Raw genomic sequence first — 24,349 nt, 5'->3', positions numbered from 1 at the left:
TGCTGCGTCCCCGGGGAACGGAGACCAGTCGTTGACCCAAAACCTTACGTGTCCCGGACGCGGCGCGGCACGCAAGTGACGCGGCGCAGAGGCAGGACCCAGGATCGGGAACGGTAGCCAGCATACGTCCGAAGGTAACGTGTGCGCGGGGCATGACCGGAGGTCGGATGCGACTCGCGACGAGACACCTTACCGTTGAGTCGCGCGCACCTGTTAGAGCCCGGTGCGGTCTGCCGGAAACGGCTTGCCAGATACCGGAACGGCTTGCCAGATATGAGTCTTTTCGCCGCGGAACTTTACGAATATTGCGCCGGCATTGCTCCGATCGTACCGAGGCTGCTCGGCGTTCCCCAAAGTTTGACCGGCATCCGGCCAAGCTTCTTGCGATGCAACGCGCCGCGCCTTAGGGTGCGGCGTTCCCATCAAAAAGAGTCGTGAATTTCAGAACTCACGACGTTTGCCAGGAGATCATGATGCCCTTCCTGTCCGCTGCGCTCGCCCGTGTGAAGCCGTCCGCGACGATCGCGGTCACGGATAAAGCGCGCGCGCTGAAAGCGGCGGGACGCAACGTCATCGGCCTCGGCGCCGGCGAACCGGACTTCGACACGCCCGCCAACATCAAGCTGGCGGCGATCCGCGCCATCGAGGCCGGCAAGACCAAGTACACCGACGTCGGCGGCATTCCCGAGTTGAAGGAAGCCATCATCGGCAAATTCCAGCGCGAGAACGGCCTGACCTACAAGCCGAACCAGATCATCGTCGGCACCGGCGGCAAGCAGGTGCTCTACAATGCACTGATGGCAACCCTCAATCCCGGCGACGAGGTGATCATCCCGGCGCCGTACTGGGTCAGCTATCCGGAAATGGTGGCGCTGGCCGGCGGCGAGTCGGTCCCCGTCGTGTGCCCGGCATCGAGCGGCTTCAAGCTGCGGCCCGAGGATCTGGAAAAGGCGATCACGCCGAAGACCAAATGGATCATCCTGTGCTCGCCGTCGAACCCGACCGGTGCCGCGTACACCCGCGCCGAACTCAAGGCGATCACCGACGTACTGGTGAAGCATCCGCATGTCTGGGTGATGACCGACGACATGTACGAGCACCTGGTCTATGACGACTTCCAGTTCGCGACGCCTGCGCAGGTCGAGCCGAAGCTCTACGAGCGCACGCTGACGGTGAACGGCGTGTCGAAAGCCTATTGCATGACCGGCTGGCGCATCGGTTACGCCGGCGGCCCGGCCGACCTGATCAAGGCGATGGCGACGATCCAGTCGCAGTCGACCTCGAACCCATCGTCGATCGCGCAGTGGGCCTCCGTCGAAGCGTTGAACGGTCCGCAGGATTTCATCCCGGTACATAACAAGATGTTCAAGGAGCGCCGCGACCTCGTGGTCTCGATGCTGAATCAGGCCAAGGGCATCGAATGCCCGCGGCCCGAGGGCGCGTTCTACGTCTATCCGTCCTGCGCCGGCACCATTGGCAAGACCTCGCCGTCCGGCAAGGTGATTGCCAATGACGAGGATTTTGTTACCGAGCTCCTCGAGAGCGAAGGCGTCGCCGTCGTGCAGGGTTCCGCGTTCGGATTGGGCCCGGCGTTCCGCATCTCCTACGCGACCAAAACCTCCGATCTCGAAGATGCCTGCAAGCGCATCCAGCGCTTCTGCGGCAATTTGCGATAAGAAGCGTTTTCACAGCAGCAGCACAAGCCCGTTCCGCAGTTGATGCGGGACGGGTTGCGGTTCGCACCAGCAATCGCGTCAAAAGGACGGCCGTCAAATCACATCGCGCGTGAATGAGAACGCAATGTTTTGACGGCTTCTCGATCAAGCGCCATGTTTTCGACACTGCGCTTCCATCCTGTCCGCTCCGCTAAATTTGTTCATCAACATGCGGAGACTGGGACACATGCGACTCCTGACATTGACACTCGCCACGGCGGCACTGATCGCGCCGATCGCAAGCGCCAACGCGGCACCGCCGGTTCGCGCCGGTATTCTGCAATGCCAGGGCGGCCAGAATGTCGGCTTCGTGGTCGGCTCGGTGACGAGCCTCGAATGTGTGTTCCGCAGCGAAGGCCGCCGGCCTGAGCCCTACCTCGCCAAGGTGCAGCGTATTGGTCTCGATCTCGGCGTCACCGAACAGACCCAGTTGTCCTGGGCCGTCAACGCGCCGAACAGCCGGCTCGGGCGCGGCGAACTCGCCGGCACTTACGGCGGCGTCGGCGCCAACGCATCGATCGGCGTTGGCGGCGGCGGCAACTTCCTGGTAGGCGGTCCGGCGAATGCCTACGCCCTGCAGCCGATCAGCCTGCAGGGACAGACCGGATTGAACGTCGCCGCCGGTATCGCCGGCCTCGAGCTGCAGGCGGTGCAGTTCGGCCCCCGTCGGCATCACCATCGCCGGCATCACCGCCGCGGTTGACGGATAGGTGCTAGTGAAAGGGCCCGCGCAAGCGGGCCTTTTTTGTTGAGTTGGATCCGTCATTCCGGGATGGTCCGAAGGACCAGACCCGGAATCTCGAGATTCTCAGGTGCGCAATTGCGCACCATAGTTCGCGCCTTGCGCGCCCCGGAATGACTGCGGTAGTGAATCTGGCACGGGCCGTAGTGCTGTGGCATAGAACGGTGAACGCTGCGGGCACGGCGCTGATTTTCTTCTCTGCTCGCATCACAGTTTTCAGCCGGAGATTACTTCATGCGTCGTTCCCTCATCCTTGCCGCTGCCGCACTCTCCATATTGGCTTCATCCATCGACGGCGCCAATGCGCAGCAGGCGCAGCGCGTGCAGGTCGGCGTGCTGGAGTGCCGCGGCGGCGCCAGCGTCGGCTTCATCGTCGGTTCCGTGACCCATCTCGGCTGCGTGCTGCGCGCCGAGGGCATGCCGGAAGATCGCTACGTCGCCACCATCCGCAAGGTCGGGCTCGATCTCGGCATCACCCAGGAATCGGCGTTGGCCTGGGGTGTATTTGCGCCTGTCGCGCGGCTCGGGCCGGGCGGCCTTTCCGGCGATTATGTCGGCGCGCAAGGCAGCGCGACGTTTGGCGTCGGCGTCGGCGGCAACGTGCTGGTCGGCGGCTCGGCGAACTCGATCGCGCTGCAGCCGCTCAGCGTACAAGGCCAGGTTGGCGTCAGCATTGCTGCCGGATTGGAAAGCCTGGAACTCCGGCCGGGTAGGTAACTAGAACTTTCCGCCACTGCGAGCCGGTCGCGCGAATGCGCGTCCGATGACCGGCTCCGCGAAGCAATCCACCCCTCCACGCGGGGATTGGTGGATTGCTTCGTCGCTGACGCTCCTCGCAATGACCATACCCCAAGCGCCTTTGCCATCACATCGCAGCGCAGCGACGTTTTCCTGCTTGCCAAAATCACGGGACAGGCGGAGCATCAGTCCCGCCGACCCAATCACGGGCCGAGCTCCAAAACGGGAGGCGGCAATGGGACAAGACGTCAGAAGTCCCCGCGGTCCACGGTGCATTGCGCTGGTGGGCCCTTTCCAGAGCGGTAAAACCACACTTCTAGAAGCCATACTGGCGCGAACGGGCGCCATTAAAAGTGCCGGCAGCGTCGATGCTGGAACTTCCGTCGGCGATGCCAGCCCCGAAGCGCGCAATCACAAGATGGGCGTGGGCCTGAGCGCCGCGACCACCACCTTCATGGGCGATAGTTACACCTTTATCGATTGTCCCGGCTCGGTCGAGTTCGCGCATGACATGCGCGCCGCGTTGCCCGCGGTCGATGCCGCGGTCGTGGTCTGCGAGGCGGACGAGAAGAAGCTGCCGCAACTGCAGATCATCCTGCGCGAGCTGGAAGATCTCGGCATTCCGCGTTTTCTGTTTTTGAACAAGATCGACCGCGCCAACAAGCGCATCCGCGAAACGCTGGCGACCCTGCAGCCGGCCTCGCGCGTGCCGCTGGTGCTGCGGCAGATTCCGATCTGGAACGGCGAGCTGATCGAAGGCTTTGTCGATCTCGCACTCGAGCGCGCATTCGTCTATCGCGAGCACAAGCCCTCCGAAGTGATTGCGCTGGAAGGCGGCGATCTCGACCGCGAGAAGGAAGCGCGCTTCTCGATGCTGGAAAAGCTCGCCGATCATGACGACGCGCTGATGGAGCAGTTGCTGGAGGACATCCAGCCGCCGCGCGACGCGGTGTTCGACGATCTCGCCCGCGAATTGCGCGAAGGGCTGATCTGCCCGGTGCTGCTGGGCGCCGCGAGCCGTGAAAACGGCGTGTTGCGGCTGATGAAGGCGCTGCGTCACGAATCGCCCGGCGTCGTCGAGACGGCGAAACGCCTCGGTGCGCCGTCGCAAAAGGAAGCGTTGGCTTATGTGTTCAAGACGCTGCACCTGCAGCACGGCGGCAAGCTGTCGCTGGTGCGGCTGCTTGCCGGCCATCTCGACGACGGCGCCACGCTGCAATCCTCCTCCGGCGAATCCGGGCGCGTGTCCGGCATTCTCGCCGTCAACGGCGCGTACGATACCAAGCGGCCTTCGGCCGAGGCCGGCGACACCGTCGCCCTCGGCAAGCTCGACGCCATCAAGACCGGAGACACGCTGTCCGGCGGCAAGACCGCGCCGCCGGCGCTGGTGCAGGTGACGCCGGTACCGCCGGTGCTCGCGATGTCCGTCTCGGCGGCCGATCGCAAGGACGATGTCAAGCTGGGTCAAGCGCTGCTGAGGCTGAACGAGGAGGATCCGTCGCTGACGATGATCCAGAACCAGCGCACCCACGACATCGTGTTGTGGGGGCAGGGCGAGATGCATCTGCGCGTCGCGCTCGAGCGGCTGCGCGACCGCTTCGGCGTTAACGTCAAATCGCAGCCGCCGGCGATCGGCTATCAGGAGACCATCCGCAAACCGATCACCCAGCGCGGCCGCCACAAGAAGCAATCCGGCGGCCATGGCCAGTTCGGCGACGTGGTGCTGGAAATCAAGCCGCTGCCGCGCGGCTCAGGCTTCGAGTTCCACGAAAAGGTGGTCGGCGGCGCGGTGCCGAAAAACTATATCGGCGCGGTGGAAGAGGGCGTGGTCGACGGCCTCGCCAAGGGTCCGCTCGGTTTTCCCGTCATCGATGTTGAAGTCACGCTCATCGACGGCTCCTATCACAGCGTCGACTCGTCCGATCTCGCGTTCCGCACCGCGGCGCGAATCGGCATGACCGAGGCGCTGCCGCAGTGCCAGCCGGTGCTGCTGGAGCCGATCCACATGGTGGAGATCGTCTGCCCGACGGAAGCGACGGCGAAGATCAACGCGATCCTGTCGGCGCGACGCGGCCAGATTCTCGGCTTCGACACCCGCGAGGGCTGGCCGGGATGGGACTGCGTCCGCGCCACCATGCCGGAAGCGGAGATCGGCGATCTGATCGTGGAGTTGCGCTCGGCCACCGCCGGCGCCGGCGGTTTCACCCGCCAATTCGACCGCATGGCCGAGGTCACCGGCCGCGCCGCCGACCAGATCATCGCCGCGCATCGCGTCGCGGCGTAGCTGGCCGGCCTGGCCGCCGCAGCTCCGTCTGCGGCGGCGGGCGCGCGGCTTGACTCATTTCAGCGGAAGATAAATTGATAATCGTGGCCGGGTTTATCCCGGCCATCGACGTCTTTGGAGGAGGCTATTGCCGTGCCTAAACCCCCCGCCGCCTGCCTGATCGGATGGCCGGCCGCGCATTCGCGTTCACCGTTGATCCATCATTACTGGCTGCGGACGCTGGGCATCGAGGGCGGCTACGTCATCGAGGCGGTGCCGCCCGACGAGTTTCAGGATTTCGTCTTCCGGCTGTCGCTGCGCGGCTTTGTCGGCGCCAACGTCACCATTCCTCACAAGGAGCGCGCGCTTGCGTTGTCGAAACCGGACGAGCGCGCCCGCGCGGTCGGCGCCGCCAATACGCTGTGGTTCGCAGACGGCGAATTGTGCTCGACCAATACCGACGTCGAAGGGTTTATCAACAATCTCGACGCCTGCGCCAGCGGCTGGGACCAAGCGGAGGATGCGCTGGTGCTGGGCGCCGGCGGTTCGTCGCGCGCCGTCGTGTTTGGACTGCGCGAACGCGGCATCAAGCGCATTCATCTCGTCAATCGCACCATGGCGCGCGCGAGCGCGTTGGCGGATCAGTTCGGCCCAAGCGTCTTGCCTGTGGCGTGGGATGCGCTCGGCGATCTCCTGCCGCGTGCCGGGCTTCTGGTGAATACGACCTCGCTCGGCATGAAGGGCCAGCCGCCGCTCGAGCTCGATATCGGCCGGCTGCCGTCACGCGCCGTCGTCGCCGATCTCGTTTATGTGCCGCTCGACACGCCGTTGCTGGCCGCCGTGCGCGCCCGCGGGCTGAAGACCGCCGACGGGCTCGGCATGCTCTTGCATCAGGCGGTGCGGGGATTCGAACTGTGGTTCGGGCGGCGTCCCGAGGTGACGCCGGAGCTTCGCGCGTTGGTCGAAGCCGATCTCACGAATACATGATCGGCCGATCGCGGATCTTGAGTCGGAATTTTTTTGAAAAGCCGGGGTCAATGGCTACGTCAGTGCTGCCATTGGAGACCCCAGCATGCCCGTCCGTCATTTTCAGCTCGTTCGCCCGCTTGTCGCCGTCGCGATGGTGGCGGGCTCCACGCTTTACGCGATTGCCCAGCAACCACCGACGCCGACGCGCGTTCGCGGCACCATCGAAGCCGTCGATGGTGACGTGCTTGCCGTGAAGTCCCGCGGCGGCGAGGACGTCAGGCTGCACATGACCGGCGACGTCAACGTCATTGGGATCAGTAAGATTTCTCTGTCCGATATCAAGGTTGGATCCTTCATCGGCACCACCACGGTGCCGGGGCCCGACGGCAGCCAGAACGCGGTGGAGGTACATGTATTTCCGGACGCGATGCGCGGCACCGGCGAGGGCTCGCGGCCCTATGATCTGCGTCCGAACTCCACGATGACCAACGCGACGGTCGCGGAGTCCGTGGTCGGCAATGACGGCCATACCCTGACGGTCAAATACAAAGGCGGCGAGAAGAAAGTCGTGGTCTCTCCGGAGACGCCGGTCGTGACCTACGTTCCTGCCGGCAAGTCCGACCTCAAGGTAGGCGCCAAGGTGATCGCCTTCTCGAAGAAGCTGCCGGATGGCTCGCTCGAGACCAGCCGCGTCAGCGTCGGCCGCGACGGGCTGACCCCGCCGATGTGATTTTCCCCTCTCCCCTTGCGGGAGAGGCATTAGGCGGCATAAGTCCGCCTATCGCCACCTTCTCCCACAAGGAGAGAAGGAAAGTGAACAACCCGCGCCATGGAATAGCTACCTCCCGTGCGGTGTTTGCGTTGAGTTGGGCGCCAATACATCTAGGGAGGAATACCATGCTGAAATCATCTTCATGGCCATGGATGCTAGTGGCCTCGCTGGGCCTTGCCGCTTTGGTTGCGACGGAGGCCTCGGCACAACAGCCGCCGACGGTTCGCATTCGCGGTACCATCGAGGCGGTCGACGGGCCCATGCTGTCGATCAAGTCGCGCGAGGGCACCGACATGAAGGTGCGTGTCACCGACAATGTCGCGGTGTTCGGCGTTGCCAAGACCGAACTGTCGGAAATCAAGGAAGGCTCCTATATCGGCGTCACCGGCATGCCGGAGCCGGACGGCACCCAGAAGGCAGTCGCGGTGCATATCTTCCCGGAGAACCAGCGCGGCGCGGCCGAAGGCTTCCGGCCCTGGGACCAGCGCCCGAACTCGACCATGACCAACGCCACCGTCGCCCAGACCGTGAAGGGCACCGACGGCCAGAACATCCTGGTCAAATACAAGGACGGTGAAAAGAAAGTCGTGGTGCCGCCGGGTACGCCTGTCGTCACCTTCGTCGCCGGCGACAAGTCCGAGCTGAAGCCGGGCGCGAAAGTGATTATCTTCAGCGCGGTGAAGAAGGACGACGGCACGCTGGAAGCATCGCGCGTCAATGTCGGCCGCGACGGAATCACACCGCCGATGTGAGTTAGTTCTGGCGGCGTCGCCTCTTACACCCTCTCCCCTTGTGGGAGAGGGTGTATCAATCGCGCGAAAAGCGCGATTGAGACGGGTGAGGGGTTCTCTCCGCGGAGAGAACCCCTCATCCGGCGGACTGTGTCCGCCACCTTCTCCCACAAGGGGAGAAGGGAAGTAAGCAAGCTAGATCTAAACCGCCAGCACGCGATCGTCGATCTCGGCAATCGTGTTGACGCCACACAGCCCCATCGTCGTGAGCATTTCCTTGCCGATGATGTCGAGCGCCTTGGCAACGCCGGCTTCGCCGCCGGCCCCTAGGCCATAGGCATAGGCGCGGCCGATCATGCAGGATTTGGCGCCGAGTGCGAGCGCGCGCATCACGTCCTGGCCGGAGCGGATGCCGCCGTCGAACATGATCTCGATCTTCGAGCCGACGGTATCGACGATTTCGGGCAGCACCTCGATCGTGGACGGCGCGCCGTCGAGCTGGCGGCCTCCATGATTGGAAACCACGATCGCCTGCGCGCCGGTCTTCGCCGCGATCTCGGCGTCCTCGACGTCGAGAATGCCTTTGAGGATCAGCTTGCCCGGCCAGATCGAGCGAATCCAGTCGATGTCCTTCCAGTTCAGCGACGTATCGAACTGCGACGCGGTCCATTCCGAGAGCTTGGTGAGATCCTCGGTACCTTTGACGTGGCCGACGATGTTGCCGAAGGTTCGGCGCTTGCCGCGAAGGACGCCGGCGACCCATGAGGGCTTGCTCGCAAAATCGATCAGCTTCGAGAGCGACCATTCCGGCGGCACCGTCATGCCGTTCTTGATGTCCTGATGGCGCTGGCCGATCACCTGCAAATCGACGGTCAATACCAGCGCCGAGCATTTCGCCGCAATGGCGCGCTCGACCAGCGATTTGATGAAGCCGCGATCCTTCATCACGTAGAGCTGGAACCAGAACGGCTTGTCGACGCTAGCTGCGATATCCTCGATCGAGCAGATCGACATCGTGCTCTGGGTGAAGGGAATGCCTGCGGCCTGCGCGGCGCGGCAGGCGTGAATCTCGCCGTCGCCATGCTGCATGCCGAGCAGGCCGACCGGCGCCAGGATCAAAGGCATCGCGGCGGGTTCGCCGAGGACCGTCGCGGACAGATCGCGCTTGGAGACATCGACCAGGATGCGCTGGCGGAACTTGATCTGCCGCAGGTCCTCGGAATTGGCCCGCAGCGTGTCCTCGGTGTAGGAGCCTCGGTCGACATAATCGAAAAAGGCCTTGGGAACCCTGCGCTTGTGCAATTGGCGCAGATCCTCAATGCAGGTGATGTGCTTCATTGGACGTCCCGGCCCCTTCTTGAACTTCCTCGCTGCGCCGTCATCTAGCATGGTTGGATGGCCTGCCAAATCGCATCGCTTGGGCGCCATTTTCGACCGGGAGGACATCCCATGACGAGACCGCGCAAAGCCGCCCCCGCCGAGCCCGGCCCGGCCGATCGCGAGGAAAAGCGCCGGCTCGACGATGCCCTGGAAGAGGGTCTTGAAGAGACCTTTCCGGCATCCGATCCGGTCAATGTCACCCAGCCGCCACCCTCGAAGGGCGACCAGCACGTCAAGCGGAGCGGCTGAGCCGGCAGGGCCGATCGGCTGCCGGGCGCGAATATCCAGATATAACAATTGGTTATATTGCGTTATGACGCCAATGGTCGTAATGATTCATCATATTTTTTGAAGCCATTTTAGCGGGCGAAGGATTATAACCCCCAGCACGCTACGATGGAGGCGTTCGGGGATTCGTGGCCGTGATGGCCTGAAGACCCAGAATGGCTGGGGGTCACATGAGCCGCAAATATTTCGGTACCGACGGAATTCGGGGCCGCGCCAATGGTTTGATCACGCCAGAGCTCGCGCTCAAGGTGGGGCAGGCGGCCGGCCTGGTGTTTCAGCGTGGCGATCACCGCCACCGCGTCGTCATCGGCAAGGATACGCGTCTCTCCGGCTACATGATCGAATACGCCATGGTGGCCGGCTTTACCTCGGTCGGCATGGACGTGCTGCTGCTCGGCCCGATGCCGACGCCGGCGGTTGCGATGCTGACTAAGTCGATGCGCGCCGATCTCGGCGTGATGATTTCAGCGTCGCACAATCTGTTCGAGGACAACGGCATCAAGCTGTTCGGTCCGCAGGGCTTCAAACTGTCCGACGACGTCGAGAGGCAGATCGAGCAATTGCTCGACGAGCCGATCGACCGTCGCTTGGCGCAGAGCGCCAGCCTCGGGCGCGCCCGCCGCATCGACGGCGTCCACGACCGCTATATCGAATTCGCCAAACGCACGCTGCCGCGCGAACTCTCGCTCGACGGCCTGCGCGTCGTGATCGATTGTGCGCACGGCGCGGCCTACAAGGTGGTGCCGGAAGCGCTGTGGGAATTGGGCGCCGACGTCATCGCGATAGGCGTCGATCCTGACGGTTTCAATATCAACAAGGAATGCGGTTCGACCTCGCCGGAGGCGCTTGCCAAGAAGGTGCGCGAGATGCGCGCCGATATCGGCATCGCGCTTGATGGCGATGCCGATCGCGTCATCCTGGTCGATGAGCGTGGCCATGTGGTCGACGGCGACCAGTTGCTCGCGGTGATCGCGCAGAGCTGGAACGAAGAGGGCCGTCTCGCCAAGCCAGGCATCGTCACCACCGTCATGTCCAACCTCGGGCTCGAGCGCTTCCTTGAAGGGCAAGGGCTCGGCATGGTGCGTACGCCGGTCGGCGACCGCTACGTGCTCGAGCAGATGCTCGCGCAGGGCTACAATCTCGGCGGCGAGCCCTCGGGCCATATCATCCTCTCCGACTACGCGACGACCGGTGACGGCTTCGTCGCCGCGTTGCAGGTGCTGGCCGTGGTGCAAAAGCTTCGCCGCCCGGTGTCGGAGGTCTGCCATCGCTTCGACCCGCTGCCGCAGATCCTGAAGAACGTACGCTATCGCTCCGGCAAGCCGCTCGACCACGCCGAGGTGAAATCGGCGATCATGGACGGCGAGAATCGCCTCAATGGCCACGGCCGGCTGCTGGTGCGTTCGTCCGGCACCGAGCCTGTGATCCGCGTGATGGGCGAGGGCGACGACCGCCTCCTGGTCGAGGAAGTCGTCGACCAGATCGTCAACGCGCTCGGCCACGCTGCGGCGGCATAAGCGGGCTTTATCTGAATGATGCGTGATCGCTGATCGGCGGTGCGCGGAAGCGCATCGCAGCTATCGGCTATTGCTGCTGGTTGCAACCGGGCGTGCGACGTAAAAGGCAGCATTGCGTCAGCGAATCCTTTTCGGGAATGCGCCGTTGAATAAGCCCGTCATCGTAACTGAGGAAACCGCGACCGCGCCGGTTGTCGTGTCGGACGCCGCGCCGGGGCTCGCTGCGAAAGCGGCCGTGGCAGGGCCGGCCTATATCGTGCTCGCCGGCATCAGCTTCTCGCACTTCCTCAACGACACCATGCAGTCGTTGATTGCCTCGGTCTATCCGATCCTGAAGGACGCCTATGCGCTCGACTACGCGCAGATCGGCATGATCACGCTGGCATTTCAGTTCACCGCGTCGCTACTGCAGCCCGTGGTTGGACATTTCACCGACGAGAAGGCGCAGCCGTTCTCGCTCGCGATCGGCATGGGCTTTACGTTCTTCGGCTTGCTGCTGCTCAGCGTCGCGCATCTCTATCCGATCATCCTGATCGCAGCGGCGCTGGTCGGGCTTGGCTCTGCGGTGTTTCACCCGGAGTCGGCGCGGATCGCGCGCCTGTCTTCCGGCGGACGCTACGGCTTCGCGCAATCGGTGTTTCAGCTCGGCGGCAGTTTCGGCACGTCGATGGGGCCGGTGCTGGCGGCGCTGATTGTGGTGCCGTTCGGCCAGCCTTCGATCGCCTGGTTTTCGTCGATCGCGTTTTTGGCGATCGTGATCCTGTGGCGGATCGGCGTTTGGTACAAGCCGCAGATCACGACAAAGAAAGCGGCGGCGGTAGAACGTCATCCGGACCTGCCGGATTCCCGGCGCGTCAGAATCGCGCTTGCGGTGCTGGTTGCGCTGTTGTTCTCGAAGCAGCTCTACGTGTCGAGCCTGTCGAGCTACTACATCTTCTATCTGATCGAAAAGTTTCAGGTGTCGACGCAGGCAGCCCAGCTCTATCTCTTCCTGTTTCTTGCCGCCAATGCGGCGGGTGCATTTTTCGGCGGGCCGCTCGGCGATCGCTTCGGGCGCAGATACGTCATCTGGTACTCGATCCTCGGCGCGCTGCCGTTCACGCTGGCGCTGCCCTATGCCGGCCTCTTTGCGAGCGCGGTGCTGACGGTGTTCATCGGTCTCATCATCTCGTCGGCGACGTCGTCGATCATCGTGTTCGCGCAGGAGCTGATGCCGCATCGTTTCGGGATGATCTCCGGCGTGTTCTTCGGCGTTGCATTCGGCATCGGCGGCCTTGGCGCCGCGGTGCTCGGCAAGCTCGCCGATCACACCGGCATCGCCTTCGTCTACCACCTCTGCGCATTCCTGCCGGCGCTCGGGCTGCTCGCGGTGTTCCTGCCGAAGATGCCGAGACCCACGCGCTAGGCGTGCGCAGCGTTGCCGATCGCTCGCGTCAACAAAATCTTAACGCTGCGACGGCGAGCTTTCTAAATACATCGTTAGGATGTGTGTCGGCTTCCGCTGTTTTCTGCGCTGCTGAAACATCGACTCATGCGTCGCAAGCAGCGGCCAAGAAAGATAGTCAGAGATTGTCAACCTTAAAAATTAGGGTTAAGCGCCGCTTAAGCTTTTGATGCCATCGTCCGTCCGTGAGTTTTTGAAGTGGGGCCCTTTGGAGTCAGCCTCACCGGACAAAAGGACGAAGCCCATGCGTAGCGTTAAGTCTTTCATTGCCGCCGGTGCGGCCACTTTGTTGTCCCAGGCGGCGTTTGCTGCCGACATGGCGATTGCGCCGCCGCCCTATGCTGCGGCCCCGGTGGTCGAGGATTTCGGCGGTTGGTATCTGCGCGGCGATATCGGTTTCAGCAACCAGCGCGTCGATCGTCTGAACAACGCGCTCGATGCCACCACCACTTCGTCGGTGCAGACGAACAGCTTCGGCACCGCCGGCATTTTCGGCCTCGGCGTCGGTTACAAGGTCAACAACTGGTTCCGCGCTGACGTGACCGGTGAATATCGCGGCAATTCGCAATTCTTCGGCAAAGACGTCATCACCTTTCCGGGCGGCTTCGGCACCGATACCTATCACGCCACCAAGTCAGAATGGGTGGTTCTTGGCAACGCCTATGTCGATCTCGGCACGTGGTGGTGCGTCACCCCGTTCATCGGCGCCGGTGTTGGCGGCGCGCGGGTTTCGATTGCGAACTTCACCGATCAAGGCATTACCAATTTTGCTGGCGTCACATCACCGAGTCTCGCCTTCGGCGACAACGTCGCGAAGTGGAATTTCGCCTGGGCCGCGCATGCTGGTCTCGCCTACAAAGTCACGCCGAATTTTACCGTCGAACTCGCCTATCGCTATCTCGACATGGGCGACGGCCTGACCGGCGACCTCCGCACCTTCGACGGCACCAACAACATCAACAACCCGACCACCTTCAAGAACATCACCTCGCACGACCTGAAGCTCGGTGTACGCTGGGATCTGACCAGCCCGCAGGTCTACGCGCCGCCGCCGCTGATCCGCAAAGGTTAATGGCGACTTCCATTCGTTAACGATTGCCGGACGGCGCGGGGCACTTCCCGCGCCGTCTGCTTTTTGGCGTCGGCGATCAGCCGAAAAAATGTTGGTCCGTTTTTCGGCAAGATTGCGCCAATCGGAAGGCGCGAAAACGATTGGTTAAGGTTAACAGGCGATGATCAGCGCCAAGTTCAGAGTGTCGGATGGAGCGTTGCGATGCGTCGATTCTTGCTGGTGGCGATGTTATGCGGAGCGGTGACGGGCGCGCGAGCCGCCGATATGCCGGACCTGCCGTTTCTCCGCGGCGGCTTCACCGAGGGGCTGAGCACCAGCACAGTGAACTGGCAAGGCGGCTACATCGGCGGACATGCCGCCTATGGCACTTCCAACATGAATTTTGCGAATTCGACGAGGACCATCGCGGCGCGCCTCTTGGACGGCACGGAGATGGAGAGCGTCCAGCGAATATCGGAGTGGCCGATCATGGGGAAAGTTTCGGCCCACGGAGAGGGGTTCGGCGGATTCGTCGGCTACAACTTCCAGTGGACCGACGTCGTCGTAGGCGTTGAACTGAATTACACGCACGGCAAGTTCGGCGGCTCGCAGACCGGCAGCATGTCGCGGTTCTTCACGCTTCCTTCCGGGTACACGGTTGGCGCCACCTATGAAGGGACTGCGCGGATGAATATTTCCGACATGGGAACGCTTCGGGTCCGCGGCGGCTATGCGTATGGCTCGTTCCTCCCTTATATGTTTGCCGGCATCGCACTCGGGCAGGCCGATATCATTCGCACCGCCCGTGTTTTCGGAACTCAGGTCAATTCCGCCGTCGCGCCGCCTTTCAATAACGTGCCGTTCGACGTTAGCGCAACCGACGCCCAGTATAGCCACTTGATCTACGGCTATTCGTTCGGTCTCGGCACCGAAATAATGCTGATATCAAATCTGTTCATGCGCGCGGAATGGGAATACGTGCGCTTTGCCTCTTCGGTCGACACCAGCATCAACACGGTCCGCGCCGGCCTCGGCTACAAATTCTGATCCCGCCACGGCGGCGTCTGTCCGGCGCCGTTGACAGATTTGTCGCCACCTGTTGCACTATCGGCCCTAACAGGGGCGGCACATGAAGATCTACGGCGATACCAATTCCGGCAATTGTCTGAAGGTGAAGTGGGTGTGCGACCATCTCGCGCTGCCCTACACCTGGATAGCGGTGGATACGCTCAAGGGCGAGACGCGGACGGCCGAGTTTCTCAAGCTCAACGGCGCCGGCCAGGTGCCGACGATCGAACTCGACGACGGCCGCACGCTGGCGCAATCCAACGCCATCATCCGCTATCTCGCCCGCGGCTCTGGTCTCATTCCGCAGGATGCATTCGCGGAAGGAAAGATGGATGAATGGCTGTTCTGGGAGCAATACAGCCACGAGCCCTATATCGCCGTCTGCCGCTTCCAGATGTTCTACCTGAAGAAGCCGGCCTCTGATCTCGACCCTGAGAAGGTCAAGCGCGGCTATGCGGCGCTGGCGCGGATGGAGCATCAGCTTGCGCTGACGCCGTTCCTGGTCGGCGACGCCGTCACGCTCGCCGACATATCGCTATTGGCCTATACCCGCGTGGCGCATGAAGGCGGCTTCGATCTCGACGGCTACGCCGCGGTGCGCCGCTGGATCGGCGAGACCGAAAAATTCCTCAAGCTTCCGCCGGCGCGCTGACTTCACCGGAATGCATGATGACTGAGATTGCGAAGGTCGCCATCCGCCCCGCGCGCCGCGAGGACGTGGGCACCATCATTGCCATGCTGGCGGACGATCGGCTCGGCGGTGCGCGTGAGCGGATCGAAGACCCGCTGCCGCAATCCTATTTCACGGCCTTTGAACGGCTGCAGCATGACCCGAACATCCTTCTCGTCGTCGCCGAGGACGGCGAAGGCGCCGTGGTCGGTTGCCTGCAGCTATGCATTCTGCCGGGGCTGAGTTTGCAAGGCGCGTCGCGCGGCCTGATCGAGGATGTCCGCGTCGCCAGCCACTGCCGCAGCCGCGGCATCGGCGAGCAGATGGTGCAATGGGCAGTCGCAGAAGCGCGCGCGAGGGAATGCAAACTGGTCGAATTGCTGACGCATCACACCCGTGTCGATGCGCAGCGGTTCTACGAGCGCTTGGGTTTTGCGCGCAGCCATGTCGGCATGACCTTGCGATTTTGATAGCCATAGCGTTTTCGAGCGAAGTGGAATCCGGTTCGCGTAAAGAAACGCGTCAGAATAAGGTCAGGCAACCGCGGTTGAAGCGCGCTTGCGACCAATGCCTGAGGTAGTCGTCACTATGCGATCCGGTTAACAACCGATAAACTACGCATGCGTCTGTGATTTTACGGACAGGAACGTCTCCGCTATGCCGGCGTCTCCCAAGGGGCTTTGGGGAGCTTGGGGATTTCCAATGAAAAAATATTCGATTGTTCGGATCGGAAGCGAATATGTCGTGCAGGCCGGGGAGACCAGCATTTTGAAGGTCTCGAGCCGGCGAGAGGCCGCCAAACTGGTCACCGATGCCGCCGAGCTTCTGCAGCAGGAGCCGGCTCCCTGCGCGGACGAGGACCCATCAATCGAGCGTGAAGCACCCGAAGCTCCTTGACGATCGGGCCCGATTCCCCTAATGACCGCGGCGGGACACCTCCCCCCAACGGGAGGCTTACTATCTGGAAGGATAGATCATGACCGTAGCGAAGCCCGCTTCGCGGCCGAACGTGCCGCATTTTTCCTCCGGCCCCTGTGCCAAGCGCCCCGGCTGGAATCCCCAAAATCTCAAGGACGCAGCCCTCGGCCGCTCGCACCGCGCGAAGATCGGCAAAGCCAAGCTCAAGCTCGCGATCGAATTGACGCGCGAAGTGCTGGAAGTGCCGGCCGACTACAAGATCGGCATCGTGCCAGCGTCCGATACCGGCGCGGTCGAAATGGCGTTGTGGTCGCTGCTCGGTGCGCGCCCCGTCACCACGATCGCCTGGGAATCCTTCGGCGAGGGCTGGGTCAGCGACATCGTCAAGGAGTTGAAGCTCAAGGACGTCACCAAGCTGCACGCTGGCTATGGCGATCTTCCAGATTTGAGCAAGGCCGATCCGGCCTCCGATATCGTTTTCACCTGGAACGGCACGACTTCAGGCGTGCGCGTGCCGAACGCCGACTGGATCAGCGCGGACCGCCAAGGTCTCACGATCTGCGACGCGACGTCGGCTGCGTTTGCGCAAGAACTCGATTTCGCAAAACTCGATGTGGTCACGTTCTCCTGGCAGAAGGCGCTGGGCGGCGAGGCGGCGCACGGCATGCTGATCCTCTCACCACGTGCGGTGGAGCGGCTCGAGACCTACAAGCCGGCCTGGCCGCTGCCGAAGATCTTCCGCCTCACCAAGGGTGGCAAGCTCAACCAGGGCATCTTCGAGGGCGAGACCATCAACACGCCGTCGATGCTGTGCGTCGAGGATTATCTCGATGCCCTGAACTGGGCGAAATCGATCGGCGGACTGAAGGCGCTGATCGCGCGCGCCGACGCCAACACCAAGGTGCTGTCGGACTGGAAGGCGAAGACACCGTGGATTGATTTCCTGGCCAAGGATCCGTCAATCCGCTCCAACACCTCGGTGTGCCTGAAGTTCATCGATCCCGCGATAACCTCGCTGACCGCGGACGCGCAGGCCGAGTTCTCCAAGAAGCTGGTTGCGCTGGTGGAGAAGGAAGCCGCCGGTTACGACTTCGCCTATTACCGCGATGCGCCGGCGGGCCTGCGGATCTGGTGCGGCGCCACGGTGGAAGCCTCCGACGTTGCGCTGCTGACGCAGTGGATCGACTGGGCGTTCGCCGAAGCCAAGGCCGCGCTGCCGAAGGCGGCTTAGTTCCTGTTTAGCTGTCGTCCCGGCCAAGCGAAGCGCGAGCCGGGACCCATAACCACCAGCACGGAGTATGGGTCCCGGCTCTTCGCGCCAAGTGGCGCTTCGGCCGGGACGACGTTCGATTTCCCGAAGGAAAATCCCATGACCAAACCCAAAGTTCTAATTTCCGACGCGCTGTCTCCCGCTGCCGTCCAGATCTTCAAAGACCGTGGCATCGAGGTCGACTTCCAACCCAATCTCGGCAAGGACAAGGACAAGCTCGCCGAGATCATCGGCAATTACGACGGCCTTGCGATCCGCTCCGCCACGAAGGCGACCGCCAAGATCATCGATAAGGCGAAGAAGCTGAAGGTGATCGGCCGCGCCGGCATCGGCGTCGACAATGTCGAAATTCCCGCGGCGACCGCCAAGGGCATCATCGTGATGAACACGCCGTTCGGCAATTCGATCACGACCGCCGAGCACGCGATCACGTTGATGCTGGCGCTGGCGCGTGAAATTCCGCAGGCCGACGCCTCGACGCAGGCCGGCAAGTGGGAGAAGAACCGCTTCATGGGCGTCGAGATCACCGGCAAGACCTTAGGGGTGGTCGGCTGCGGCAATATCGGCTCGATCGTCGCCGACCGCGCGCTCGGCCTGAAAATGAAGGTCGTCGCGTTCGATCCGTTCCTGTCGCCGGAGCGCGCCAAGGACATCGGGGTCGAGAAGGTCGAACTCGACGAGTTGTTCAAGCGCGCCGACTTCATCACGCTGCACACGCCGCTGACGGAGAAGACCAGGAACATCATCGACGCGGCGGCGCTCGCCAAGATGAAGAAGGGCGTTCGCATCGTCAATTGCGCCCGCGGCGGCCTGGTCGACGAGCAGGCGCTGCTCGATGCGCTGAATTCCAAGCACGTCGGCGGCGCGGCCTTTGACGTGTTTATCGAGGAGCCCGCCACCAAGAACGTGCTGTTCGGCCATCCCAACGTGATCTGCACGCCGCATCTCGGCGCCTCCACCACGGAAGCGCAGGAGAACGTCGCGCTGCAGGTCGCCGAGCAGATGTCCGACTATCTCCTGACCGGCGCGATCTCCAATGCGGTCAACTTCCCCTCGATCACGGCGGAAGAAGCGCCGAAGCTGAAACCGTTCATCGAACTCGCCGAAAAGCTCGGCTCGTTCGCCGGCCAGCTCACCGAAAGCGGAATCCTGAAAGTTCAGATCACCTATGAGGGACACGTCGCCGAGATGAAGATCAAGGCGATCACCTCGGCGGTGCTGTCGGGCCTGCTGCGCCCGATGCTGGGTGAGGTCAACGTGGTCTCCGCGCCTGTTGTCGCGAAGGAGCGCGGCATGGTGGTCGACGAGATCGTGCGCGCGGCGCAGAGCGATTACGAAAGCCTGATCACGGTGACCGTCACCACCGAACGGCAGGAGCGCTCCGTCTCCGGCACCGTCTATCACGACGGCAAGCCGCGGCTGGTCGACATCAAGGGCATCCGGGTCGATGCCGAGTTCGGCAAGTCGATGATCTATGTCACCAACGAGGACAAGCCCGGCTTCATCGGCAGCTTCGCTAGCCTGCTCGGCGACGCGAACATCAACATCGCCACGTTCCATCTCGGCCGGGTCAAGCAGGGCGGCGACGCCATCGCGTTGGTCGAGATCGACGGGCCGGTGCCGGCCGATGTGCTTGCCAAGGTGCAGGCGCTGCCGCAGGTGAAGCAGGCCAAGGCGCTGGTGTTTTAAAACACGCATCCCCTTCTGGGAAGATTGTTCGCCGCGGTGCTGCCGCGGCGAAATCCCGATCGAACCGATTCCTTCCTCGCCGCGTCTCATGACCGGGAGTGGTGGGCGTTGGTTGTCCGCCGCTATCCGGCAAACGGTTCAGGAGGGTATCCATGCGATTGATTGCGAACAGCTTTTTGACGACGAGCCTCGTCGTTCTGACGACGATGGCCGCCGTGCCGGGGCAGGCGGCCGACATCGCCGCGAGCTCGGCGGTGGATGCTGTCACTGTCTATCCCGACGGCGCCAGCGTAACGCGCCTCGTTACGCTCGATCTGCCGGCCGGCGAGAACTCCGCTGTTCTCAAGGATTTTCTCCTGACGCTCGATCCGTCGTCGCTGCGGGTCGAGGGTGAGGCGGGCGCAAAACTCACGATCGGCGCGATCGACGCAAAACCGCCGCGCGCGGCGCCGCCGGTCAACCTGCCCGAAGTCGACAAGCGCATCGAGGTGCTGAAGGACGAGCGGACCAATCTGCAGGGCGCGATCGATGCGGCCACCGCGCGTCGCAAGTTCGCCCAGCGATTTGCGGATGCGTCGCCGGCCGGGATCGGCGACAAGGGTGACGCGCGGCCCATCGCCGAATGGCGGGCGGCCTTTGCGGCGGTTGGTGAGGAAATTGCCAGCGCCGATGCCGCGATCCGCGATGCCCAGCGCAAGCAGCGCGAACTCGACCGCGAGATCGCGGGTCTCGAACAGGACAAGGCGCAGAAGCCGCCGAGCAAGCTGGAAGTGCGGATCGAGCTCGCAGCGGCGGCCGCGACCAAGGCGACGTTGCGAGTGACCTATGCGGTGCGCAACGCGCGCTGGACGCCGCTCTATGACGCCCGTCTTGATACCGGCGCGAAAGACCGCAAGCCCGCGCTCGAACTGGTGCGCCGCGCCGAAATCACGCAATCGACTGGCGAGGACTGGTCCAATGTCGCGCTCAGCGTCTCGACCGTGCGCACGGCGCGCGGCGGCAGCGCGCCTGAGCTCAACCCGCTGATCGTGCAGTACCCGCAAGCGCCACGGCCTCAGGCGTCCGCCAGCGGTATGATGGACAGCAACAGGACGTTGTTGCGTGCGACGCCGGCGCCCAAGATGGCGGAGGCGCTGGGCGGGAAGGCCGAGGAGCAGCAGGCCGCGGAGGAAGTCAGCGGCTTCCAGGTGGTGTTCAAAATTCCCGGCCGCGTCAGCCTCGGTGCCAGCGAAGGCGCCAAGAGCCTGCGTGTCACTAGCGCGACGCTCGCGCCCGATCTCGCGGTCCGCGCCGCCCCGGTGAAGGACCCGACCGCGTTCCTCGAGGCGAGCTTCAAGCAGAACGAGGACGCGCCGCTGTTGCCGGGACGCGTCTCGATCTACCGCGACGGCGTCTTCGTCGGCCGTGGGCAGATGGCCGCTGCGGCCAAGGACGAGACCGTGCGGCTCGGCTTCGGCGCCGACGACAAGATCAAGATCGAACGCGCGGTTCTCAAGCGCAACGAGGGATCGGCCGGCCTGATCATGACGACGTCGAAGACCGACGAGCGCGCGTTCAAGACCACCGTGCGCAACGGCCATGATTTCCCGATCCGGATCGCGATCGAGGATCAGTTGCCGGTCAGCGAGAACGAGGAAATCCAGGTCGAAATGCTGTCGTCCACGACGCCGCCGACCGCGAGCAACATCCGCGACAAGCGCGGCGTGCTGGAATGGGCGTTCGAGGCCAAGCCGGGCGAGGTGAGAGACATCAACTTCGCCTGGCGGATCCGCTGGCCCAAGGACAAGGGCGTGGTGATGGTGCCGGCGGGCTGAGGCTGCGGCTCCCTCTCCCCGTTCTTCACGGGGAGAGGGTAGGGGTGAGGGGCTCGCTCCTCGAACTCAACAGTAGTGATGATGCGGAAGCAGCCCCTCACCCCGACCCTCTCCCCGCAAAGGGCGGGGAGAGGGAGAACTGGCGTCCGTGCTCATTTGGCCGCCTTCAACTCCGCTTCCCATCCAAATACCGAGCGGCCGCCGAGCTGCGGCGACGCCGCGCGTTCACCGGAGATGAACGCGTCGAACGACGGCCCCATCGCAGAACGTTCGAGCTGGCGCGACTGGTCGTCGAGGCGCTTCAAGGCCTGCATCTCCTCGTCGCGTCCGAGTTTTGCGTTCTGCACCGCCGACTTCAGCACGCGGATGGTCTCGTCATAGACCTTGATCGGGACTGCATAGGGATGGCGGTCCTTGCCGCCATGCGCCAGCGAGAAACGCGCCGGGTCGCTGAACCGATACGGCGCGCCGTGGACCACTTCGGCAATCATCGCCAGTGAGCTCACCGTGCGCAGGCCAACGCCGGGCGTCAGCAGCAATTCCGGAAAATCGACCGGCCCGCGCTCGGCGGCGGCAGCGAGCGTGCCGTGCAGGCGACGGCTGAACACATCGCTCGACCTGACATCATGATGCGCCGGCATCACCAGATGCGGCAGCAAGGCTTGGGCCGGCTCCTTGCGTTCGATAATCGCCAGTTCATTGGCGATGCCATCCGGCCCCAGCTCGCGCAGCAATTCAAGCTGCGCCGCGCGCGACCGCCCGGCACGGTGGTCGGTGAGGTTGACGATCTCTCCCTGCTGCGGGCCGTCGATTGCGCTATGCGGTTCGTCGACAAAGCTTTCGAGCTGCTCGGAATGCCAGTGATAACGCCGCGCCTGCCGCTTGTCGCCGTTCATGCCCTGCTGCACGACCGTCCATTTGCCGTCATCGGTAACGAAAAAGCCGTGAAGATAGAGGTCGAAGCCGTCTTGCACGGCGGCGCTGTCGACCTTGGCGACAAGACGGCTGGCGCGAACCAATTGGGGAGCGTCGAAGCCGGTGCGTTCGCCGAGCAAGCGAAGCTCGTCCGGCGTCTTGCGCGAATGTTGGCCACGGCCGCCGCAGACATGAATCCCAAGCTCACTCTCCAGTGGCTTGAGCCCGCGCTTCAGCGCGCCGATCACGCTGGTGGTGATGCCGGACGAATGCCAGTCCATGCCCATCACAGCGCCGAACGACTGAAACCAGAACGGATGCGATAGACGCCTTAAGAATTCGTCACGCCCGTAATGATGCACGATCGCCTGGGTAATGATGGCGCCGAGCGAGGACATGCGCACCCCGAGCCAGGCGGGTACGCGCCCGCCATGCAAGGGTAAATCGGCGCTGCCGGTACGTCTTGTCATCGGTTCCTGCGTATGTGAATCGGCGGCCAGTTTATCAGACCGGCCAGCCGCGCTGTCAGCTCTTTCGGTCAGCCATCGTGCGGAACGTGATCGAATAACGCTTCGCCTCGACCGGAGGAATGCTGTGTTCCCAGGCCTCGCGGGATTCGCCGGACATCATATAGAGCGAGCGCGGCGCGGCCTCGAGCGTGTAGCGCTGCCATTTTTCGCCGACCGCGCGCCGGAAGCGGAATTTGCACGCCGATCCCATCGAAAGGCCGAAAATCCGGTCAAAGTGCCGTTTGTCCCGGTGCCAGCCGATCCCGACGCCGACTTCGTATTCGGTGCAGAGCACCTGCGCGATCTGCGTCGGCGGCCCGCCATACGCTTCGACCTTCTCGATCAGCGGACGGAGCCAGTCGGGAATCGGCTCGGCCGGCTGCAATCGCTGCAGCGTGTAATCATAGCGGAACCCGAACGACGCCACCCGGCGTTTGCCTTCGAAGACGCCGAACTGGAACGGCTGCAGCGGTAGCGCCGAGATCCGCCCAATGAGCTCGCGCTCGAGTAAGGGCGAAACGAATTCGGCCGCGTATTGCAGGCCATCGGGTCGGTCTTCGGGAAATAGTGCGAGCTGTCCAGTCAACCCTTGGTCCCCAGCGCCTTGCGTAAGGACGGAATATGGGGAGGCGAGAGCGGCAGACAAAGTCCGACGAGTGGGCATTGCGTTCGCGGCAAGGGGAGACCTCTACTGCGCCGCGTCGATTGCCTGTTTTTCCTGCTAGCGGGAGGAACTTTGCCAATCCAAGCCCATTGTCGATTGAGAAATGGCGGCGGGGCACATGGAGAAAGCCATGCACGGTCTCATCTATCTCGTCGGTCTCATTGTCGTAATCCTGGCGGTTCTGTCCTTCTTTGGTCTTCGCTAGCGCATGGAGAGGTCGATGGAAAACGTCTCTTCTCCTGCGGTGCGCGGCGATGTCGCGGCGCGTTTGCTGCAATGGTCGCCGATCGTGCTAGGCGCGTTTGTGGCGACGGCGTTTTCGTCCGTGCTGCTGACGTTTGGCGCCACGATCGGTCTCGGAGTTACATCGACTGCGCCGACCTGGCGTGATGCGTCTGCGGCGCTGGCGATCCTGTCGGGGCTTTATTTGATTATCCAGGCCGTCCTCAGCTTCGGCCTCGGCGGCTACATCGCCGGTCACAGCCGTCTCTCGGCCGGCCCGGCTGCGGCGGAGGAAACAGAACATGTTGACGGCGCCCACGGCCTGGGCGCCTGGGCACTCGCCGTCGTCATGGGGGCGCTCCTCGCTGCCCTGATTGGCGCAGCCACGATCAACCGGACACCTTCGATGCGCGGCCCTGCGCAGGCCAGCACCGCCGAGCCGCTCTTGAGCTATGAGTTGGACCGGCTGTTTCGCGCCGGCCGCCGCGCGCCAAATGTCGATCTCAGCGCCGAGCGGGCCGAAGCCGGCCGCATCCTGCTCACCACGTCGAGCCACAGCGGGCTCAGCGCGGACGACCGCACCCATCTGATTCAGCAAGTCGGCGCGCTCACGGGCCTTTCCGCGCCCGATGCGGAGCGGCGGGTCGATAGCGTCGTCGCCAGCGCCAAGACCGCGATTGCGAGATCACGGCGAAGCAGCATCATTCTCGCCTTCTCGGTCGCGACAGCCATCCTGCTCGGCGCCGTGGCTGCCTGGGCCGCAGCTTGCGCCGGCGGACGGCATCGCGATGGTGCGCCGCTGCCGGAGTGGATCGAGCGGTCGAATGCGCTCAGCCGGCGAAAGACGGTGATGCCGTAGCCCGGCGCTGCGCCGGCACACTATAGCTTTCCGTTACCCTGAGGAGGCCGCGTTGCGGCCGTCTCGAAGGGCGATGGCTACCGGGGGGCCGTTCATCCTTCGAGACCCCGCTTCGCGCTCCTCAAGATGGGATTGGCTTGG

Annotated in this window: 22 protein-coding genes; 19 read left to right on the top strand and 3 right to left on the bottom strand. The window is 63.4% G+C overall.

Going from position 1 to position 24,349, the window contains the following annotated elements; translation table 11 throughout:
• The first annotated feature begins 473 nt into the window (after positions 1–473).
• From RX328_RS37500 to RX328_RS37470, 7 genes are all read left to right on the top strand, one after another.
• The gene (locus RX328_RS37500) at positions 474–1,676 is read left to right on the top strand and encodes a pyridoxal phosphate-dependent aminotransferase (RefSeq protein ID WP_213248223.1); all 1,203 of its coding nucleotides are present in this window, start codon (positions 474–476) and stop codon (positions 1,674–1,676) included.
• Positions 1,677–1,902: 226 nt separating this feature from the next.
• On the top strand, positions 1,903–2,418 hold the full coding sequence (locus RX328_RS37495; protein WP_213248224.1) for a DUF992 domain-containing protein: 516 nt from the start codon (positions 1,903–1,905) through the stop codon (positions 2,416–2,418).
• 273 nt (positions 2,419–2,691) lie between these two features.
• The gene (locus tag RX328_RS37490) at positions 2,692–3,174 is read left to right on the top strand and encodes a DUF992 domain-containing protein (RefSeq protein WP_213248226.1); all 483 of its coding nucleotides are present in this window, start codon (positions 2,692–2,694) and stop codon (positions 3,172–3,174) included.
• A 256-nt stretch (positions 3,175–3,430) separates the two neighbouring features.
• Positions 3,431–5,479, top strand: a complete 2,049-nt coding sequence (locus RX328_RS37485) for an elongation factor G (RefSeq protein ID WP_213248228.1) — start codon at positions 3,431–3,433, stop codon at positions 5,477–5,479.
• A gap of 126 nt (positions 5,480–5,605) precedes the next feature.
• Entirely contained in the window at positions 5,606–6,445 is an 840-nt protein-coding gene (locus RX328_RS37480; protein WP_409410739.1) for a shikimate dehydrogenase, read from the top strand.
• Positions 6,446–6,578: 133 nt separating this feature from the next.
• A complete protein-coding gene (locus RX328_RS37475; protein ID WP_213248368.1) occupies positions 6,579–7,157 on the top strand; it encodes a hypothetical protein in 579 nt (192 codons plus the stop codon).
• Between the two features lie 194 nt (positions 7,158–7,351).
• Positions 7,352–7,951, top strand: coding sequence for a hypothetical protein (locus RX328_RS37470; protein ID WP_409410740.1), 600 nt, complete (start codon positions 7,352–7,354; stop codon positions 7,949–7,951).
• Between the two features lie 180 nt (positions 7,952–8,131).
• Here the strand turns inward: RX328_RS37470 and RX328_RS37465 are convergent, their stop codons facing one another.
• Positions 8,132–9,268 (bottom strand): alpha-hydroxy acid oxidase, encoded by a 1,137-nt coding sequence (locus tag RX328_RS37465; protein ID WP_213248235.1) that lies wholly within the window; start codon positions 9,266–9,268, stop codon positions 8,132–8,134.
• A 111-nt stretch (positions 9,269–9,379) separates the two neighbouring features.
• On the opposite strand from RX328_RS37465, the gene RX328_RS37460 reads away from it, so the two are divergent.
• From RX328_RS37460 to RX328_RS37410, 11 genes are all read left to right on the top strand, one after another.
• Entirely contained in the window at positions 9,380–9,559 is a 180-nt protein-coding gene (locus RX328_RS37460) for a hypothetical protein (RefSeq protein ID WP_213248237.1), read from the top strand.
• A 209-nt stretch (positions 9,560–9,768) separates the two neighbouring features.
• Complete coding sequence (gene glmM, locus RX328_RS37455; protein ID WP_213248370.1) at positions 9,769–11,115, top strand: phosphoglucosamine mutase; 1,347 nt, start codon at positions 9,769–9,771, stop codon at positions 11,113–11,115.
• 145 nt (positions 11,116–11,260) lie between these two features.
• Positions 11,261–12,520, top strand: a complete 1,260-nt coding sequence (locus RX328_RS37450; protein ID WP_213248239.1) for an MFS transporter — start codon at positions 11,261–11,263, stop codon at positions 12,518–12,520.
• Between the two features lie 283 nt (positions 12,521–12,803).
• Positions 12,804–13,631 (top strand): outer membrane protein, encoded by an 828-nt coding sequence (locus RX328_RS37445; protein ID WP_213248241.1) that lies wholly within the window; start codon positions 12,804–12,806, stop codon positions 13,629–13,631.
• A gap of 201 nt (positions 13,632–13,832) precedes the next feature.
• A complete protein-coding gene (locus RX328_RS37440) occupies positions 13,833–14,657 on the top strand; it encodes an outer membrane protein (RefSeq protein WP_213248243.1) in 825 nt (274 codons plus the stop codon).
• A gap of 82 nt (positions 14,658–14,739) precedes the next feature.
• Positions 14,740–15,330, top strand: coding sequence for a glutathione S-transferase family protein (locus RX328_RS37435; protein ID WP_213248245.1), 591 nt, complete (start codon positions 14,740–14,742; stop codon positions 15,328–15,330).
• A 17-nt stretch (positions 15,331–15,347) separates the two neighbouring features.
• Positions 15,348–15,818, top strand: coding sequence for a GNAT family N-acetyltransferase (locus RX328_RS37430; protein WP_213248247.1), 471 nt, complete (start codon positions 15,348–15,350; stop codon positions 15,816–15,818).
• Positions 15,819–16,050: 232 nt separating this feature from the next.
• Positions 16,051–16,245: a hypothetical protein gene (locus tag RX328_RS37425; protein ID WP_213248249.1), complete on the top strand. Its 195-nt coding sequence runs from the start codon at positions 16,051–16,053 to the stop codon at positions 16,243–16,245.
• A 79-nt stretch (positions 16,246–16,324) separates the two neighbouring features.
• Complete coding sequence (locus RX328_RS37420) at positions 16,325–17,497, top strand: phosphoserine transaminase (RefSeq protein ID WP_213248251.1); 1,173 nt, start codon at positions 16,325–16,327, stop codon at positions 17,495–17,497.
• A 138-nt stretch (positions 17,498–17,635) separates the two neighbouring features.
• Positions 17,636–19,225 carry a phosphoglycerate dehydrogenase gene (gene serA / locus RX328_RS37415; protein WP_213248253.1) on the top strand — a complete coding sequence of 530 codons (1,590 nt, stop codon included), beginning with the start codon at positions 17,636–17,638 and terminating at the stop codon, positions 19,223–19,225.
• Positions 19,226–19,377: 152 nt separating this feature from the next.
• Positions 19,378–21,039 carry a mucoidy inhibitor MuiA family protein gene (locus RX328_RS37410; RefSeq protein ID WP_213248255.1) on the top strand — a complete coding sequence of 554 codons (1,662 nt, stop codon included), beginning with the start codon at positions 19,378–19,380 and terminating at the stop codon, positions 21,037–21,039.
• A 152-nt stretch (positions 21,040–21,191) separates the two neighbouring features.
• Here the strand turns inward: RX328_RS37410 and RX328_RS37405 are convergent, their stop codons facing one another.
• Positions 21,192–22,424 carry a DUF763 domain-containing protein gene (locus RX328_RS37405; protein WP_213248257.1) on the bottom strand — a complete coding sequence of 411 codons (1,233 nt, stop codon included), beginning with the start codon at positions 22,422–22,424 and terminating at the stop codon, positions 21,192–21,194.
• Between the two features lie 55 nt (positions 22,425–22,479).
• Positions 22,480–23,049 carry an alpha-ketoglutarate-dependent dioxygenase AlkB gene (locus RX328_RS37400; protein WP_249726134.1) on the bottom strand — a complete coding sequence of 190 codons (570 nt, stop codon included), beginning with the start codon at positions 23,047–23,049 and terminating at the stop codon, positions 22,480–22,482.
• Between the two features lie 298 nt (positions 23,050–23,347).
• Between RX328_RS37400 and RX328_RS37395 the strand changes: the two genes are divergently transcribed.
• On the top strand, positions 23,348–24,208 hold the full coding sequence (locus tag RX328_RS37395) for a hypothetical protein (protein WP_213248261.1): 861 nt from the start codon (positions 23,348–23,350) through the stop codon (positions 24,206–24,208).
• Positions 24,209–24,349 lie beyond the last annotated feature (141 nt).

Source organism: Bradyrhizobium sp. sBnM-33 (assembly GCF_032917945.1).
GTDB lineage: Bacteria > Pseudomonadota > Alphaproteobacteria > Rhizobiales > Xanthobacteraceae > Bradyrhizobium.
This window is presented reverse-complemented; position numbering and strand designations above follow the sequence as displayed.

Coding starts and splice junctions, on each gene's coding strand:
- RX328_RS37395 (WP_213248261.1), top strand. CDS start 23,348: ATGGAAAACGTCTCTTCTCCTGCGGTGCGCGGCGATGTCGCGGCGCGT.
- RX328_RS37470 (WP_409410740.1), top strand. CDS start 7,352: ATGCTAGTGGCCTCGCTGGGCCTTGCCGCTTTGGTTGCGACGGAGGCC.
- RX328_RS37485 (WP_213248228.1), top strand. CDS start 3,431: ATGGGACAAGACGTCAGAAGTCCCCGCGGTCCACGGTGCATTGCGCTG.
- RX328_RS37430 (WP_213248247.1), top strand. CDS start 15,348: ATGACTGAGATTGCGAAGGTCGCCATCCGCCCCGCGCGCCGCGAGGAC.
- RX328_RS37410 (WP_213248255.1), top strand. CDS start 19,378: ATGCGATTGATTGCGAACAGCTTTTTGACGACGAGCCTCGTCGTTCTG.
- RX328_RS37445 (WP_213248241.1), top strand. CDS start 12,804: ATGCGTAGCGTTAAGTCTTTCATTGCCGCCGGTGCGGCCACTTTGTTG.
- RX328_RS37475 (WP_213248368.1), top strand. CDS start 6,579: ATGGTGGCGGGCTCCACGCTTTACGCGATTGCCCAGCAACCACCGACG.
- RX328_RS37495 (WP_213248224.1), top strand. CDS start 1,903: ATGCGACTCCTGACATTGACACTCGCCACGGCGGCACTGATCGCGCCG.
- serA (WP_213248253.1), top strand. CDS start 17,636: ATGACCAAACCCAAAGTTCTAATTTCCGACGCGCTGTCTCCCGCTGCC.
- RX328_RS37440 (WP_213248243.1), top strand. CDS start 13,833: ATGCGTCGATTCTTGCTGGTGGCGATGTTATGCGGAGCGGTGACGGGC.
- RX328_RS37435 (WP_213248245.1), top strand. CDS start 14,740: ATGAAGATCTACGGCGATACCAATTCCGGCAATTGTCTGAAGGTGAAG.
- RX328_RS37460 (WP_213248237.1), top strand. CDS start 9,380: ATGACGAGACCGCGCAAAGCCGCCCCCGCCGAGCCCGGCCCGGCCGAT.
- RX328_RS37425 (WP_213248249.1), top strand. CDS start 16,051: ATGAAAAAATATTCGATTGTTCGGATCGGAAGCGAATATGTCGTGCAG.
- glmM (WP_213248370.1), top strand. CDS start 9,769: ATGAGCCGCAAATATTTCGGTACCGACGGAATTCGGGGCCGCGCCAAT.
- RX328_RS37405 (WP_213248257.1), bottom strand. CDS start 22,424: ATGACAAGACGTACCGGCAGCGCCGATTTACCCTTGCATGGCGGGCGC.
- RX328_RS37490 (WP_213248226.1), top strand. CDS start 2,692: ATGCGTCGTTCCCTCATCCTTGCCGCTGCCGCACTCTCCATATTGGCT.
- RX328_RS37500 (WP_213248223.1), top strand. CDS start 474: ATGCCCTTCCTGTCCGCTGCGCTCGCCCGTGTGAAGCCGTCCGCGACG.
- RX328_RS37465 (WP_213248235.1), bottom strand. CDS start 9,268: ATGAAGCACATCACCTGCATTGAGGATCTGCGCCAATTGCACAAGCGC.
- RX328_RS37420 (WP_213248251.1), top strand. CDS start 16,325: ATGACCGTAGCGAAGCCCGCTTCGCGGCCGAACGTGCCGCATTTTTCC.